The sequence below is a fragment of the Trichormus variabilis 0441 genome (genome assembly GCF_009856605.1).
Taxonomy (GTDB): domain Bacteria; phylum Cyanobacteriota; class Cyanobacteriia; order Cyanobacteriales; family Nostocaceae; genus Trichormus; species Trichormus variabilis.
The window spans coordinates 3,918,272-3,934,719 of record NZ_CP047242.1; the positions used below are offsets into that span (position 1 = coordinate 3,918,272).

The window sequence follows — 16,448 nt, forward strand, 5'->3', positions numbered from 1 at the left end:
AGCAGGGGAAGTAAAGAAGAATACTATGGACTATTGACCAATGACAACTGACAACTGACAACTGACAACTGACTAAACCATGAACTTTATATCTATTTTGTATGGGCTTTTCTTGTTAAGTGCGCTGGGGATTTATTGGTCTGTAGGTCGTAAGCAACTGCGATTGTGGACTTTATTGATTGCTAGCCTGGTGTTTTATGCTTCTTTGAGTATCCAATACATCCCACTGTTATTAACACTCACATTTATTAACTTCCGCTTAGGGCGAGAAATTGGTAAAAACACATCACCAGGACAACATAACCTCAACTGGCAAATTTCTAATGAAGAGTGGCAATTTGCTCAAGTAGATTGGAACCGCAAACGGCTAAATTTATTGTGGCTAGGTGTGGTTTTAAATGTTGTATTATTACTCGGATTTAAGTATATTAACAGTTTCTTGCAGTTAATTTTTGATTTTCCCGTTAACCCATCAGAGTCATCTTGGAAAATTATTGCACCTTTAGGAATTTCATTTTTTACATTTGAATGTATTGCTTATTTAATAGATGTTTATCGTGGTGCGCCAGCCACTAATAATTTTCTCCAATTCGCTACCTATAAATTATTTTTTGCTAAATTAATTTCTGGCCCCATTACCCGTTATCACAACCTAGCAAATCAATTTAATACCTTAGAGTTACCCACTGCTGATAAGGTGTCAGAGGCATTATGGTTAATTGCTAGGGGTGCTGTCAAAAAAGGGATTTTGGCAGACAGGCTAGGGATTTTTGTAGATTTGTGTTTCGGTAATTTGCCACGGGCTGGTAGTACTGATCTTTGGCTAGCTACCTTCGCTTATGGTTTGCAGTTGTATTTGGATTTTAATGGTTATGTAGACATCGCCCGTGGTACTGCTTTGCTATTTGGTTTAGTGCTACCTGAAAACTTTGATTTTCCCTATTTCACCACCAGCATCGCCGAATTTTGGCGGCGTTGGCACATGACTCTAGGAGATTGGTTGCGGAATTATGTCTACTTTCCTTTGGGGGGTTCCCGTCAAGGTTTAACTCGCACCAGCGGGAATTTGTTCTTGATTATGCTAATCGCTGGGATTTGGCACGGTTCCGCCTGGGGCTTTGTGGTTTGGGGGATGTATCATGGTTTAGCTTTAGTGGTTCATCGACTGACGGATGTAATGAGCGATCGCTACGAAAAGTTAGAGCTATTCTGGCAAAATCCTTTAGGGGTAGTTGTGGCTTGGCTATTCACCCAATGGATGGTTTTCACTTCTTGGATTTGGTTCCGTCTGCCTAATCTGCCAGAATCTTCTCTCGTCATTCAGCGTCTCTGGGGTCACTCTGCGGATGCCCAATTTGCACAAAAAGTCTACGTGGAAGCCTTAAATACTAGCCAATCTCAAGTGTCTGCCATTCTTATAGCTTTATTTACTCTCATGGGTATAACCTATGGCTTCAAAGGCAAGCTGAAACTAGAGTTAAACTGGCCTCTAAAACTCGTCTTTGTACCTCTATGCCTCTACGCTGTTTGGTTATTCGCCCCTGAAGGTAGCCTTCCTTATATTTACTTTGATTTTTAATAGTTTTCTCCCTAAAACGACGTAAATCAATAAATGTTTGCCGTCAGGAGTTTAGTCTCAAAAAAGGACTTTAGCTCTTATACCAATTCTCTATAAAGTTGCACCAAATAAATGATGTAGAGACTTTGTATGCAACGTCTCTACAGTCCAGAATAAAGCACATCTTCATTAAGAAACGGTACTACTAAAAAATCAGCTGCTATTGCTTTACATTACTCAATATATCGTTTTACATTACTTAATAAATATTGATTTAATCTCAAAGACTTACTGATATATACGGTTAATTAACTTTCAAACCAAGGAAATACAAGGACTCCCAAAGATAGAGGGAATAATTAACATTAAGAATTATTAATTCATGCGTTGTTTGTCTAGTAAATTTGCGTGAATTCATGTAAATTTTATGAGACAGGCGTAAGTCTAAAAAAACGTCTGAATTAATCTGCACAAATCCAAAGCAATCATAAAAAAATGACCACAACCTTACAACAGCGCAGCAGCGCTAACGTATGGGAACGGTTCTGCACATGGATCACCAGCACCGAAAACCGCATTTATGTTGGTTGGTTCGGTGTGTTGATGATTCCTACCCTGCTAGCCGCTACCGTCTGCTTCATCATCGCTTTTGTTGCTGCACCTCCAGTAGACATCGATGGTATCCGTGAACCAGTAGCAGGTTCCTTAATCTACGGAAACAACATCATCTCAGGTGCAGTTGTTCCTTCCTCCAACGCTATTGGCTTGCACTTCTACCCAATCTGGGAAGCAGCTTCCTTAGATGAGTGGTTGTACAACGGTGGTCCTTACCAGTTGGTAGTTTTCCACTTCTTGATCGGATGCGCTTGCTACCTCGGTCGTCAGTGGGAATTGTCTTATCGCTTAGGTATGCGTCCTTGGATCTGCGTAGCTTACTCTGCACCTTTGGCATCTGCTACAGCAGTATTCTTGATCTACCCCATCGGACAAGGTTCCTTCTCTGACGGTATGCCCTTGGGTATCTCCGGCACCTTCAACTTCATGATCGTGTTCCAAGCAGAACACAACATCTTGATGCACCCCTTCCATATGTTGGGTGTAGCTGGTGTATTCGGTGGTTCCTTGTTCTCTGCAATGCACGGTTCCTTGGTAACTTCCTCCTTGGTTCGTGAAACAACCGAAGTTGAATCTCAGAACTACGGTTACAAATTCGGTCAAGAAGAAGAAACCTACAACATCGTTGCAGCACACGGCTACTTCGGTCGCTTGATCTTCCAATACGCTTCCTTCAACAACAGCCGTCAATTGCACTTCTTCCTAGCTGCATGGCCTGTAATCGGTATTTGGTTTACCGCGTTGGGTGTAAGCACAATGGCGTTCAACTTGAACGGTTTCAACTTCAACCAATCCATCATCGACTCACAAGGTCGTGTGATCAATACCTGGGCTGACATCATCAACCGCGCTAACTTGGGTATGGAAGTAATGCACGAGCGTAACGCTCACAACTTCCCCTTAGACTTAGCTGCTGGTGAAGTTGCTCCTGTTGCTTTAACCGCTCCTGCTATCAACGGTTAATCTTCAGTTTCAGTTAATTAAAAAAGCGCTCTTCCATGCAAATTGGAAGGGCGCTTTTTTGGTGGCTAATTCTTCGATAGTTTACGCGATGTGCAACTTATTTTTGAAACCCCTCTCCATTCCCCTGAAACTGTAGAGACGTTGCATGCAACGTCTCTACTTTGAATCTTGCTCCCCTTCCCTGTCTTTGCTACGCAACGCTAACGCGAACGACACGCTGCGCGAACGTAGGGAAGGGTTTGGAGGTTGAGAGAAAGTTGCATACGGCGTTAGTTTACATATTTATACAGTACTAGTATTTGATTTTTGAAATATACATAGTTGGCAACTACCACCGTATCATGGTTGTGGTGGGCAATGCCCACCCTACAGATACTAGATATAAAAAATCCCATCCTATCATTGCGGCATTTTTTCACAGCCAACAAGCAGGAGGGGAGCAATAGAAATACAACAGGAACTTAATTATTTATTTCTGTGATGAAGAAGCTGGATTACCACCTTGTCGGGGAAAAGGTGCTTCAACAAAACCTAACTCAAACAACTGCTGATAAGCTTTCTTCCCTAAATCTCGTGTTGGGTTTTGACTTTTAATAATTTGCACCAATAAAGGTACAGCCAATTCTGCCTGGTTTTGGGCGCGATGTACCAATGCTAACTGATAGGTTGCTTCATCCCGCTTTTGAGCTGTTAATAAAGCTCTTTGACGTTGAGAATCAGAAACTCTATTGTCAATTCCCGAAAAACTAGAGTTTAAATCTTGATAAAAATTCGATAACTGATTGTATACCTGTCGTGCTTCTTGGAGTTTTTTGGCAGCTAAGGTATAGTTTTGAGCAGCAACCGCTTGTTCTGCTTCTTTCATTAAACGTTCTCCACCTTCGATGCTCAATAAGCTGTTATTTTGAGCTGTAGGACGCAGGTTATTTGGACTATTGGGGTCAATAGGTTGTGGGTTTTGAGCATTCACAGGTGCAAGCAGACCAAGGGCTGCTATCACCGAAAGGGAAGTCAAACGAATTACAGAAGCAGGTTCCGCGAAGTTCATGGGATCAATTTGTGCAACAACTATTAAGAAACAGATCAATATAGAGAAACTTCGGGTATCTTAACTCTGTTTGCGTTTTTAACAAAGCGAAGCTAAGTACTGAGTCTCTCTGATTTAGACAGAAAATCGGTTTAATTGAGTTCCCCTAGCCCGTGCATTCACCATAATCGCCACTATGAACGATACCTACGGTAATCAACGCAATAACCCTTCTGATTTTTCAACCACAGGTGCAAGCAAATTGGGATTAGTTTTGCAACGGGGTGGAGAAGAATTGATACTGGAAAAGGCATTAGACCGCTTCACCATCCGTTTTGTCACCGATTTTCCTGTGCAACAATTATCTCAGGTTAGTTGGGGTATTTGGCATAGCAGTATTACCCAAGCTCAATTAGAACTATACCAGGTTGCGCCCAACCAAATAGAAGAGGCGATCGCTCAAGCCCGCGCTGACCAAAATGTCACTTTTGCTAGTCATGCTTACACCATTAAGGATAATCCTGGGACATTTGTTTATCTCAGCGACCAAATTACAATTCAATTTGCGCCTAAGTTAGATGCTGTCAAAATTACCCTCATAGCCTCTCAATTCAACCTAGTTGAAGACAAGCCAATTCCCGGTTTACCGAATGCGTTTGTATTTTTGGTTAGCAAACAAGCTACAGAAAATCCCGTCAAAATTGCTAATCAATTACAAAGCATCCCCGAAGTTTTGGCGGCTGAACCGAATGTATTAATACAAGCGGAAACCCACTATAAACCCAGTGACAACCTTTATCCCCAGCAATGGTATCTCAACCACAACGGTGGTAATGAGTTGGCTACCAGTTCCCACATCGCTGTAGAACAGGCTTGGGACATTACACGCGGTGTCCGTTCTGTTGTGGTGGCTGTGGTGGATGACTCCTTTGATTTAAATCACCCAGATTTTCAAGGTAGCGGTAAGATTGTAGCTCCTAGAGATTTAAGAGAAAATGACTTTTTACCTTTACCAGGGGGGAAAGAAAAGAGTCATGGTACTGCTTGCGCTGGTATTGCCTTAGCGGAAGAAAACGGTGCGGGAATTGTCGGGGTTGCTCCTGGTTGTGCATTAATGCCTATTCGTACCACAGGTTTTTTAGATGACGAATCCATTGAGCAGATATTCAACTGGGCTATAGAAAAAGGAGCCAGTGTAATTTCTTGCAGTTGGGGAGCTTCGGCAGTGTATTTCCCCTTATCATTGCGTCAAAAAGCTGCTGTTACTAGGGCAGCTACCCGTGGACGTAACGGTAAAGGTTGCGTAGTCCTATTCGCTGCTGGTAACGCCAACCGTCCAGTTAGTGGCGCTATTTATGAACAAGATTGGCCAGATAATGTTCTACAAGGTGTGACAGATTGGTTAAATGGTTTTGGCGTACATCCTGATGTGATGACGATCGCTGCATCTACTAGTATGAGTAAAAAGGCCGCCTACAGTAATTGGGGACTGAATATTTCCCTATGTGCGCCTAGTAACAATGCCTCACCGGGAATGTCTTTTCCAGAGAAGGGTTTTTTGTATACACAACCAAGCATCAAAACTAACTTGAGTGGGTTAGGAATGCTCACGGCTGATATTGTAGGAGCCGCAGGTTATGACCCTGGTAACTTCACTAGTAACTTTGGCGGTACTTCCAGCGCCACCCCTGTAGTTGCTGGGGTAGCAGCCCTCGTTTTATCAGTTAATCCTGACTTGACAGCCCAACAAGTCAAACGAATTTTAGAAACAACAGCAGATAAAATTGTAGACCCTGACCCCGACCCCCAACTGGGGTTGAGTGAAGGCAAATATGATAAAAATGGTTACTCTCAGTGGTTCGGTTATGGTAAGGTCAATGCTGCTAGGGCAGTACAAGTGGCATTACAACAACGAACCACATTATCAGATGCTAGTAAACAAGTAAAAATTAGTAATTCTAACCGATTAGAGATTCCTGATAATAATATCCAAGGCATTAAAAGTACAATCTCCGTTGCCGATGGTAGCAGCGTTAAAGATATTCAAGTCGCCGTTAATTTAACTCACGATTTTTTAGGCGATATAGAAATTTATTTAATCGCCCCCAATAACCAGCAAGTGCTATTGCAAAATCGGACTTTAGGAAATCGCACAGATTTACAAATAACTTATGGAGTGCGATCGCATCCTACCCTGAAACAGTTGCTCTCACAATCAGCCACAGGCAATTGGCAGTTATGGATAATTGACTACTCGCCCCAAGATATCGGCAGACTCAACAGTTGGGAATTAACATTAGGAATTTAGTTAATAGTCAACAGTCAATAGTTCTCTTCTCCTGCTTGTTGCTCCTGTTCGGCTCACGCTCACAATGGAAGCCTGCTCTTCCGCAATTGCTCCACTTGGGCAAAGCCCAAGACCGCATTGCTCCTCCACCGCTTCTGCTCCCTCATCGCCCTTTCCCTTGGGAGGATTGCTAACTTCTGCGACATCATGATGACTAAAGGCTAGTTCTGGATTACTTAAGCTTTGTAAATCCCTAGCTAAATCTTCCGTGAGGCGTTTCGCGTTTTGCTTTACTTTACCATTGGTGTAATCCTGGACATTAATTGCCGTACCAATGTGAATGCTCACATCTGTACCCCAACAAGGATAAGGCTGACTGTAATTAATGCTAACGGGCAATATTTTTACCCCCAAACCTGGGTGACTAGATTCCGCGCTTAAAGCTAGACGGGAAATTCCTGACTTGAGTGGATGTAGTTTACCATCCCGAAAGATATTGCCCTCTGGATAAATGACTAACATTTGTCCTTGTTGGAGTAATTCCACCGCGTGGCGCAGAGTAGAAATGGCAGGGTGTTGAGTATCTATAGGAAAACCACCCATACGCCGCACAAACCAACCTTGCAACCCCCGACATTCAGTCTTAGTCACCATAAATTTTAAATCTCGACCGGTAACGTAACGCCCGGTTGCGTAAGGTAGGAGCAAGGAATCCCACCTAGCTCGATGAGTTGGAGCCAAAATCACAGGGCCAGTGTTGGGAATATTTTCTTGTCCAGTAATGGAAATGCGCCCAAAAAATGACGGTAGTAAGAGATAATTACCAACAAAATACAATACAGGACTCAACCAAGGAGAAACCTTTGAAGTAGTCACAGCTACCTGAGGAGGAAAGAGCGTATTTGTTGGTTGTGTTTGGCGAGTATCAGACACAGAGAAAAATTCGATCATGTTGGTAGCTGCGAATTGTCCGGTAAAAGTAGGGTGTGATATTAACGTAGTTCCACCGTAGATTTTCTTCCGTGACTTGTGTCATAGCAGCTGGACAGTTTTACGTCTGTCCGTTACTTGTTTTGCAACCGCCGATTTATAAACCAGTTTTGCAAATGCTGGCGACAGGCTGATTCTAGAATACCTCCGATAACTTGTAAGCGGTGATTAGAAGCCGCACTATCAGGGATATTTAAAACAGTCCGAATCGCGCCAGTTTTGGTATCGTCCACCCCATAGACCAGCTTTCCTAGCCGTGCCTGGATGATAGCGCCGGCGCACATTGGGCAAGGTTCTAGAGTGACGTACAATGTGCATTCATGGAGTCGCCAAGTTTGTAAAATTCTAGTAGCCGCCCTCAATGCCACAATTTCCGCATGAGCTGTTGGGTCTTGGTCTCGCTCCTTGCGATTTTCTCCTTCCGCTATCAAATTACCGCTAGCATCAGTAATTACCGCGCCAACCGGGATTTCACCTGCGTCTCCCGCCACCTTCGCTAGTTCTAGGGCGTGACTCATCCATTGACGGTATATGAGATATTCGGGGTAGTCAACTCCTGTGGGCAATTCAAAATTCCAAATTAAATAATTGTATTCCCATGACTTAATTACGCTGGCTGTACTAGTAGAGGATCAAGTTGACCTTTTGTATCTAGCTCATAAAGATCGTCACAACCACCGATGTGTTGGTTATTGATGAAAATTTGTGGTACTGTGCGACGACCGTTGGCGCGTTCTGCCATATTAGCTCTGGCTGCTTCGTCGCCATCGATTTTATATTCTGTAAATTGTACGCCTTTCCACCACAGTAACAATTTGGCACGAATGCAGTAGGGGCAGGTTTGCCAAGTATATATCTCTACGTTGGCTTTAATTTTTTCTGGAGAACGTCCGAAAAATTGATTAAATAAGTTCAACATAGCTTTTATTTTATAGATTTGTGTCCAAAATGTAGGGTGCGCTACTTGCGATATAACTTAACTATACTCAGAAATATTCATACTGACGCACTCCACCAAACCATCAATTTCGGATAATTTATTTTTTGGTGTTTTCTTTCTGGATTTTGTAATCGGGAATAGGTAATAAATTATTACCTATTCCCCATCATCCATTACCAATCCTTAAAGTCAAATATATCGTTTTTGTTAATCCAAACTAAACTCTATAAAATCTGTTTTGGTAAATAACATATTCTTGTCTACGGCTGACAATATTTTATTATTAGCACGCTCAGAATTTAAACACTCTATAACTAAACGTGCCACATCAGCGCGATGGATGCTACCTATAATTCTAGTATCTTCAGTTAATATGCCGTTTCCTGTGGATGGCTCTGATTTTAGTCCTCCAGGACGGATGATTGTATAAGTTAGTCCACTAGCAATTAAATGTTGTTCGGCTTTATCTTTCTCTACTAAAACTGGCCCCAATACTGCCAGCACTTGGGGAGAAAGAGCTTCTACACTATTTCCTGTACCAATAGAAGTCACAAGGATAAATTTTTGCGCTCCGGCTTTGAGTGCTGCATCAATGAGATTCTTGTTTCCGGGGTAATCTGGTTTTGCTGCGTCTGTGGGTAGACCACCGAGGGTGCTAATAACAGTATGAATAGGCTCATCGGTTAAAGTTGCCCGTTCTACATCGCTGGCATTTAAAGCATCGCCCAAAACAACTTGAACACCTATTGCCTCTAGTTCAGGACGAGATGCTTCACTTCTCAAAAGTGCTGTAACTTTGAGATTTTGGCTAGTTAAGTAGTTGGCAATTTCTCTCCCAACGCCGCGACTAGCACCAACTAAAAAAATATGGGATGAGTTTGTCATATGATTTGTAATAAATTAAAACTAATCACTTACGCTCAAAGGATTGTATCAAAGGATTAGTGACAATTAGTAATTGCTCAAGCTTTTGGAAGGCTTCTGGTTGGTGTCGCACATGAGCATCAATAAATAAATGGATGATTGTGGCTAGCAATAAACGAAAATGTTCTTGGGGTTGAGTGGCAGGAATGTCTTTAAAGGGTAGGGCTAAAGTTGAGTCAACTATATCGACGATGGAAAAATGATTTGCTCCTCGCAAAAGTAGTAAATAGCTGTTCTCGCGTCCTCCCATAATTGCTTCTTGGAAGGTACGAATGACTGGGGTGGTAGCGTCTTTTGTATTTAACCCAAAGTGAGCGCTACTGTTGGCAATCACTCCATCATGGGTTCCACCGATTACCAGTCGGGGCAGGGTATCTGGTAACGGCAAGATAGTATTAGGTTTATATCCCAACATAACTGCACCGGCGGTATGTGAGCCGTAGGCAAATGATGCTACGACTTGAGGGAAAAAGTTGGGGTTGGCATTTTCCATTGCCACTCTACCGCCTTCGGAGTGTCCACCCAAGATGATTTTCTCTAGGTCAAGTGTTCCAGATAAAATACCTGCACTCTGTAATTGCGCTAGTTTGGTTAGTATTACTGGCAAAGCTGAAGCAGTAGGAACAGTACCATAAAATTCTCGTTTTCGCTTTTCTATCTCAAACCCAGGTGTAAAGCTAACCAGTCCTGGAAGACTTTCCCCAACCCAGTTAAACATCACCACAACTAGTCCGGTTTGGGCTAATTCTATACCCAACCATTGATATTTTTGGGCATCGCAGTTAAAGCCGTTGAAGAAAATCACCACTGGGAAAGGAGCTTGTGCGGCATCAACGGGTAACATTCCCCAATTTTTTTCTAAATTACTATCTGTATTTTTTGCAGGATAGAGAACTTTGATGTGGATAGTATCGTAAGGAGATTCAGCGCTATCAACTTTAGCTGCGGTCAATAAAGCTTGCACAGTCTGCATAATTTATGATTCGTATTTACCTAAGCAAAACTGGAGTTATTGATAGGATTGATTACGAATTCAGTATGCAGTTAGTCTTTGTGCTAATAAATCGGCAAAAGGTATGTTGTTAAAACCAAGATTTGCCACTCTAACTTCAGAAGGTAGTCTGTTTTGAGGATCACTTAGTAAACAATACTAGTCTCTGACCCCTAAATTTTAATACCTAGAGTAATTATACTTAGCCCGATTGTGGGAGAGATTTTTTTCAGTAATTATGCCACTCTAATAGGTAATTCATCGTAGGTGAGTTATGGTTAAGCGATCGCCAAAATATATTGATGCGTCTCAAGATATTAAAGTAGCCGCTACTACAAAGATTTGGGGGTTTACGGTTGGTATGCTTGCGCTTTGTATACCTCTGTCGGCCGTAACTCGGAGTGGTGCTATCATTCCTTTGGCTGCTCTAGGAGGTGCAACAGCTGGGACTTTTGCTATATGGCGTGCTGATGAGAGGAAATCAAAACCTCACTACTTCTCTAATCAAAGGGTAGAACTATTGGAACAAAGAATTGCCAATCTAGAAACTATCGTTAGCAGTGATGACTCTGATTTACACACAAAAATCCAACGTTTAGATGCTGATAATCCTTCTGGTGTTATGACTGAAGTTACTACACCAGAAAACAAAGCTTAAAATCAACAATACATCTGATTTAGCCTTGATCTGCGATGAAGTTTAATTAACCTGAAACAATTTCTGCTTAGTTGTCCTGATCTCAAAACCTAGTTAAATCATACTCTTCTTTAGAAATAGAACTGTTCTAGGACAACAGTATCTTTTGGTTAAGGTTAGTTAGAATTGATGGACTTCATGGAAATTATTCCTATCTCAGTCATATCAAGCAATCAAGGCTAAAAATCCTATTAATAAGGATACTCTCTGCGAATTTTGCCTACGATTGTGTTCTATTAGACTGCGAGGATTACGGAATTTTTAATTAACTAGAAGTTATAAACTTGATTAATTGCATTGGTATAACTTACCTTAAGTATGCAAAATTGTGCCACAGGAATGCAGATGGATTGGATTAGCTTACTCAAAGCTCAACAAGCTGACTTCCTTCTCCGTGTGAAAAAACCGAAGACTTACGATCTGTCTTTGTTGGAAAGTCAAGTTAAAGGTTGCCACAGCGAAATTATGGCATTTTGGGGGGAGCCATTTGCCAAAATTCAGGAAGTTTCTCGCCGACAAGCTGAAATCCTTGCTAAAAATCCGCCTCCCATCCCGCCCGAATATCCAGAACCGCCCGACTGGACGATTCCTTTTCCTATCCACTTCCAGCAGCAAGCAGAAGATTATTTCTTGCGAGAACAAATTGTCGATCGCATTATTGTGGAACGTCTGGGTAAGTTACTGAAAAAATTGCCCCAGGATACTGTGAAAAACATGGTACTTGATGATGAAGGCAATTTGCGCGGTGAAAGCAAATTTACTTATTTGTTGGCAGATAACCCCAAAATCAGCGTGCAAGTTTATGTAGCGGATGGAGAAAGTTTTAATGGTATTAAGAAAGATAAAATTAAGTGGTCAGTTACTCAAGAAGATTTGAAAAATCACCAAGTATTAATTTTTCTGTGTTTATTTTATCCATCCACAGGTAAACTTGGTTATGAAAAGCAAGCTGTCGTAGCCGGCTTTTTACCCACTAGTCACATCGCCTTAACTGAACCAAAGCTATATTTCACCCCCAGTCATTTGTTATATGCAGGTGGATTAAGCTGGTATTTAGAATCACTAACTGCAAAAAAAGAGGCGAAACTAGATTTTCTGCCGGTAGTGATTGAGAGAACGATACCAGAAACTATTCAAACTGTACCCTCAGAACATCCCCGCAAAGAAATTATCGGTGATTGGGAATGTTGGCAGACATTAAGAGGACACACTAGAGGAATTAATTGCTTGTCTTTTAGTTCTGGTTGTGAAAATGGTTTGCCAATGTTAGCTAGTGGGAGTCGGGGAGAGACAAAACTCTGGGATTTAAGCCAGGGTGAATTAATCGATACTTTGTCGGAATATCCTTGGATTGTCTCTGGGTTAGTAGATGAAGTAAATTCTCTGGCTTTTAGTGCTGATGGGCAAATGTTGGTGAGTGGTGGTGCAGACTCCACTATTAAGATTTGGCATACAGGCGCACTAGATTTAATTGATATTCTGCACAAACACAATGGGATTGTGAGGTGTGCGGCTTTTACTCCCGATGGGCAGATGCTAGCGACTGGTGGCGACGACAGAAGAATCTTGTTTTGGGATTTGATGCACCGTCAGGTCAAAGCTATTTTGTCTTTAGATGATACGGCTGCTCATTCTCTAGTTTTGAGCAGAGATGGACAAACTTTAGTTACAGGGAGCTATCGCAAAATCAAAGTTTGGCAAACTTCTGGTTCCTGGTTCGGTAAAAATCTCAAGGATGCACAACCGTTACATACCCTGATGGGTCATGGTCATATCGTGCGTTCTTTAGCGATGAGTAAAGATGGTCAACTACTGATTAGTGGCAGTTGGGATCAGACGATTAAAATTTGGCACTTGGCTACAGGGAGATTAATTCGCACCCTCAAAGGTCATACAGATAAAGTGTATGCGATCGCCTTAAGTCCTGATGAACAAATTATCGCTAGTGGTAGCTCTGATCAAACCATCAAGTTGTGGCATCTGGAAACAGGCGAGTTATTAGCTACGTTTACAGGTCACACTGATATCGTCACAGCGCTAACTTTTACAACATCCGGTGAGATGTTAGTCAGTGGCAGTTTGGATAAGACGATTAAACTTTGGCAAAGGAGTTAATGAGGAATCATTGGTTAACAGTCAATAGTTATTTGTCTCTTTTTCTGTATTTTTTATGTTTCTAACCCCACTCAACAGCGCTAATCAAATTAGCGTTGTTTTTTGGCATATCTTGGAAATAATATTTTTGCTAGTGGCTTTTGATATGTAAAAATCTTTCATGGAGGCGCGGGGTATTCAGCCAGCAGATGCAAAAACAACTGATAGGCACTCCCGTAATCAAAAGCTGTCAATATCAAGTTATTATTGTGATATTTTAGAACAAATCAGTGCATACACTTGAGAGTAAGACAAGTTATCACCTAAATATTTCGGGTGCGATAATATTACATCCCACTGCGGATAATGGCTTTAAAGAGGTAATTGGCAAATTTAAGGATAAATAGCATTTTGATATTGCATCTGGAGGAATGGGCAAAATAATGCCAGTGAGTAACACAAAGCCTTCTTTGCAGCGCCAAATTAAAACTATGATTCGTTCTAGTGTTCAAACTGCTCAAAAGCTACCTTTGCGCTTGATTTTGGTTGTTCCTTTTGTGCTGCAAATTTTCACAGCAGTAAGTCTTGTAGGTTATCTCTCTTTTAAAAATGGACAGAAGGCAGTAAATGAACTCGCTGACCAGTTAATTGTAAAAGTGAATGGGCTAGTTGATCAACATCTTGATACTTACTTAGCAGTTCCTCGCCAGATCAATCAAATCAATGTGGATGCTACGAATTTAGGAATGCTGAATCTAGAAAACTTTCAGACTACAGGACGTTATTTCTGGCAGCAAATGCAGGTATTTAATGTTGGTTATATTAGTTTTGCTAACCCCCAAAGAGAATTTATCGGAGTTGAACGTTTAGATAAAGGTAGCCTATTAATTAATGAAGTTTCCCAAGAAAAGGGGATTGGCAAGCTGTATGTTTACAATACTAATAATCAAGGCGATCGCCAGCAATTAATAGCGGTCAAAGATTACAATCCCCATGTGGAAGCTTGGTATGCAGATGCAGTTAAGGTAGGGAAACCTATCTGGAGTCAGATTTATTCATGGGAAGATAAACCAGAAGTTTTATCTATATCTGCAAGTTATCCCATCAATGACAGTAATAATAAATTTGTTGGTGTGATTAGTGTTGATTTAATACTATCGCAAATTAACAGCTTTTTAGCCAATTTGAAAGTCGGACAAACAGGACAAATATTTATTCTAGAACGTTCTGGAATGATAGTTGCTTCTTCCACTAGTGAAGCACCATACAAAGTAATTAGCGGCAAAGCACAAAGGCTATCGGCACATCAGAGTCAAAATTATTTACTTCGAGAAACAACGGATTATCTGCAACAAAAATTCGGTCAATTAAAAAATGTTAAGAGTTATCAAGAAACTGTATTGCAACTACGACATGAAAGACATTTTGTGCAAGTAAGACCTTGGAAAGATAAATTAGGCTTGGATTGGTTAGTGATTGTTGTTGTTCCTGAGAGCGACTTTATGGCACAAATTAATACCAACAATCGCACAACTGTTTTACTTTGTTTGGGGGCGCTAATTATAGCGACGGCAATGGGTGTGTATACTTCCCGTTGGATTGCCCGTCCTGTTGTGCAGTTAACTCAAGCTAGTAGTGCGATCGCCTCTGGCAACCTTGACCAAGAAGTGACGATTTCTGGCTTAAAAGAATTGAGTATGCTTGCCACATCTTTTAATCAAATGGCAGGACAACTACGTGATAGTTTCGCAGAATTAGAAAAAACCAATCAAGAATTAGAAAACAGAGTTGCGGAACGAACGGCGGAAATCACAGCAGCTAAAGAAACGGCTGATGCTGCTAACCGTGCCAAAAGTGAATTTTTGGCTAACATGAGCCATGAATTACGCACCCCACTCAATGGTATTCTCGGCTATGCACAAATTTTGCAGATGGATTCCAATACTAGTGATGAGCAAATGCAAGGTTTGAACACTATTTATGAGTGTGGTTCTCATTTACTGACTTTAATTAATGATATTTTAGATATTGCCAAAATTGAAGCTAAAAAACTAGAATTATATCCTAAAGAATTTGATTTAAGAAAATTATTACTCGGTGCTTGTGAGATGTGCCGAATTAAAGCAGATCAAAAAGAACTTATTTTTAAATATCATTTAAATAATCGTATTCCTGCTAATATTTTCGCTGATGAAAAACGGATACGCCAGGTTTTAATTAATATTCTGAGTAACGCTATTAAGTTTACAGATCATGGTACAGTCACTTTTGATGTAGAAGTAGTTGCCTGTACTGGAACAAAATTAATTACCAATACAAATCAGTTACTGCCAGTTCATCAACTGAGATTCCACATTGAAGATACAGGCATTGGGATGACTGATGAACAACTAAAAAAAATATTTTTGCCCTTTGAGCAAGTAGGAGATAATTTGCATAAATCAGAGGGAACAGGTTTAGGACTAGCAATTAGTAGTCAAATTCTAGAATTGATGGGTAGTGATCTTAAAGTTGAGAGTGTATATGGTAAAGGAACTAAGTTTTGGTTTGATTTAGATTTACCTATAGTTGATACTGGGAAATTCTCTTTATCAGTTGAAGGTCAAAAAAATATTATTGGCTATGAAGGGAAGACAAGAAGTATCTTAATTATTGATAGTAGTTGGGAAAATCGTTCTATTTTCGCCAATTTATTGTCATCCTTAGGGTTTAAGTTGATTGAGGTTAGTAATCTACAAGAGAGTTTAGATAAGATAAAAACTGAACATCCCGATTTAATTATTGCTGATATCGCTATGCCGGAAATAAATAACTTGCAGGCGACAAAAAAGATGCGGTCGCAAGTAGAATTTGCAAATTTGGTGATTATTGCTTCGTCGGCTAGTGTATCTGAATATACTCGTCAGCAAAGTCAAGAAGCCGGTTATGATGATTTTTTAGCAAAACCTGTAAAGGTTGAAGAATTATTTAATATGTTACAAACTTATTTATCTTTGAAATGGATTTACTCACTTAATGATGATTCCTCAGCTAAAATTTCAACTACAGAAGAAATTATATTTCCCCCACCTACAGAATTGTTTAACTTATATCAAGCTGCTAAGGCTGGTTATGTAGTTGGTATTCAAGAAGAGATCATCAGAATTCAGCAATTAGATAAAAGATATACGCGTTTTGCTGTTAAAGTTTCAGAATTAATAGCAGAGTTTGAAGATGAGGCAATTGTTGCAATGATTCAACCTCATCTATCATATTGATATTTATCAGTTATTCACTAATAACGTCAAAAACCTATTATATAGATTTATATTTTAAGATACTAAAAATGGATTTTTTTCAGGAAAGTTATTAAATAAAGATGA

General features: G+C 40.6%; 11 protein-coding genes and 1 pseudogene. 6 read left to right on the forward strand and 6 right to left on the reverse strand.

From position 1 onward, the window contains the following. Positions 1–79 precede the first annotated feature (79 nt). Positions 80–1,579, forward strand: coding sequence for an MBOAT family O-acyltransferase (locus tag GSQ19_RS15995; RefSeq protein WP_011318924.1), 1,500 nt, complete (start codon positions 80–82; stop codon positions 1,577–1,579). Between the two features lie 474 nt (positions 1,580–2,053). Next, complete coding sequence (psbA, locus tag GSQ19_RS16000; protein WP_011318925.1) at positions 2,054–3,136, forward strand: photosystem II q(b) protein; 1,083 nt, start codon at positions 2,054–2,056, stop codon at positions 3,134–3,136. A gap of 469 nt (positions 3,137–3,605) precedes the next feature. On the opposite strand, the gene GSQ19_RS16005 is transcribed toward psbA, so the two are convergent. Continuing rightward, positions 3,606–4,184 (reverse strand): hypothetical protein, encoded by a 579-nt coding sequence (locus tag GSQ19_RS16005; protein WP_011318926.1) that lies wholly within the window; start codon positions 4,182–4,184, stop codon positions 3,606–3,608. A 175-nt stretch (positions 4,185–4,359) separates the two neighbouring features. Here GSQ19_RS16005 and GSQ19_RS16010 point away from each other — a divergent pair, with 175 nt between their 5' ends. Next, entirely contained in the window at positions 4,360–6,471 is a 2,112-nt protein-coding gene (locus tag GSQ19_RS16010) for a S8 family serine peptidase (RefSeq protein WP_011318927.1), read from the forward strand. 165 nt (positions 6,472–6,636) lie between these two features. Here GSQ19_RS16010 and GSQ19_RS16015 read toward each other — a convergent pair. From GSQ19_RS16015 to GSQ19_RS16035, 5 genes and pseudogenes are all read right to left on the reverse strand, one after another. Beyond that, positions 6,637–7,401, reverse strand: a pseudogene (locus GSQ19_RS16015) (lysophospholipid acyltransferase family protein); the annotation flags it as partial. A 113-nt stretch (positions 7,402–7,514) separates the two neighbouring features. Further along, positions 7,515–7,958, reverse strand: a complete 444-nt coding sequence (gene tadA / locus GSQ19_RS16020; protein WP_011318929.1) for a tRNA adenosine(34) deaminase TadA — start codon at positions 7,956–7,958, stop codon at positions 7,515–7,517. Positions 7,959–8,047: 89 nt separating this feature from the next. Continuing rightward, positions 8,048–8,359: a glutaredoxin 3 gene (grxC, locus tag GSQ19_RS16025; protein WP_011318930.1), complete on the reverse strand. Its 312-nt coding sequence runs from the start codon at positions 8,357–8,359 to the stop codon at positions 8,048–8,050. A gap of 228 nt (positions 8,360–8,587) precedes the next feature. Beyond that, on the reverse strand, positions 8,588–9,265 hold the full coding sequence (locus GSQ19_RS16030) for an SDR family oxidoreductase (protein WP_011318931.1): 678 nt from the start codon (positions 9,263–9,265) through the stop codon (positions 8,588–8,590). 25 nt (positions 9,266–9,290) lie between these two features. Beyond that, a complete protein-coding gene (locus GSQ19_RS16035) occupies positions 9,291–10,277 on the reverse strand; it encodes an alpha/beta hydrolase family protein (protein WP_011318932.1) in 987 nt (328 codons plus the stop codon). Between the two features lie 292 nt (positions 10,278–10,569). On the opposite strand from GSQ19_RS16035, the gene GSQ19_RS16040 reads away from it, so the two are divergent. The 3 genes from GSQ19_RS16040 (at position 10,570) to GSQ19_RS16050 (ending at position 16,343) form a co-directional block, all read left to right on the forward strand. After that, positions 10,570–10,953, forward strand: a complete 384-nt coding sequence (locus GSQ19_RS16040) for a hypothetical protein (RefSeq protein ID WP_041456196.1) — start codon at positions 10,570–10,572, stop codon at positions 10,951–10,953. Positions 10,954–11,310: 357 nt separating this feature from the next. After that, positions 11,311–13,107: a WD40 repeat domain-containing protein gene (locus tag GSQ19_RS16045; protein WP_104009911.1), complete on the forward strand. Its 1,797-nt coding sequence runs from the start codon at positions 11,311–11,313 to the stop codon at positions 13,105–13,107. A 422-nt stretch (positions 13,108–13,529) separates the two neighbouring features. Continuing rightward, positions 13,530–16,343 carry a hybrid sensor histidine kinase/response regulator gene (locus tag GSQ19_RS16050; RefSeq protein WP_011318935.1) on the forward strand — a complete coding sequence of 938 codons (2,814 nt, stop codon included), beginning with the start codon at positions 13,530–13,532 and terminating at the stop codon, positions 16,341–16,343. The last annotated feature ends 105 nt before the right edge of the window (positions 16,344–16,448 follow it).

Bases quoted from the DNA above. Each gene is read 5' to 3' on its own strand.
- GSQ19_RS16030 (WP_011318931.1), bottom strand. From the start codon at position 9,265: ATGACAAACTCATCCCATATTTTTTTAGTTGGTGCTAGTCGCGGCGTT.
- GSQ19_RS16005 (WP_011318926.1), bottom strand. From the start codon at position 4,184: ATGAACTTCGCGGAACCTGCTTCTGTAATTCGTTTGACTTCCCTTTCG.
- GSQ19_RS16040 (WP_041456196.1), top strand. From the start codon at position 10,570: ATGGTTAAGCGATCGCCAAAATATATTGATGCGTCTCAAGATATTAAA.
- GSQ19_RS16050 (WP_011318935.1), top strand. From the start codon at position 13,530: ATGCCAGTGAGTAACACAAAGCCTTCTTTGCAGCGCCAAATTAAAACT.
- GSQ19_RS15995 (WP_011318924.1), top strand. From the start codon at position 80: ATGAACTTTATATCTATTTTGTATGGGCTTTTCTTGTTAAGTGCGCTG.
- grxC (WP_011318930.1), bottom strand. From the start codon at position 8,359: ATGTTGAACTTATTTAATCAATTTTTCGGACGTTCTCCAGAAAAAATT.
- tadA (WP_011318929.1), bottom strand. From the start codon at position 7,958: ATGAGTCACGCCCTAGAACTAGCGAAGGTGGCGGGAGACGCAGGTGAA.
- psbA (WP_011318925.1), top strand. From the start codon at position 2,054: ATGACCACAACCTTACAACAGCGCAGCAGCGCTAACGTATGGGAACGG.
- GSQ19_RS16010 (WP_011318927.1), top strand. From the start codon at position 4,360: ATGAACGATACCTACGGTAATCAACGCAATAACCCTTCTGATTTTTCA.
- GSQ19_RS16035 (WP_011318932.1), bottom strand. From the start codon at position 10,277: ATGCAGACTGTGCAAGCTTTATTGACCGCAGCTAAAGTTGATAGCGCT.
- GSQ19_RS16045 (WP_104009911.1), top strand. From the start codon at position 11,311: ATGCAAAATTGTGCCACAGGAATGCAGATGGATTGGATTAGCTTACTC.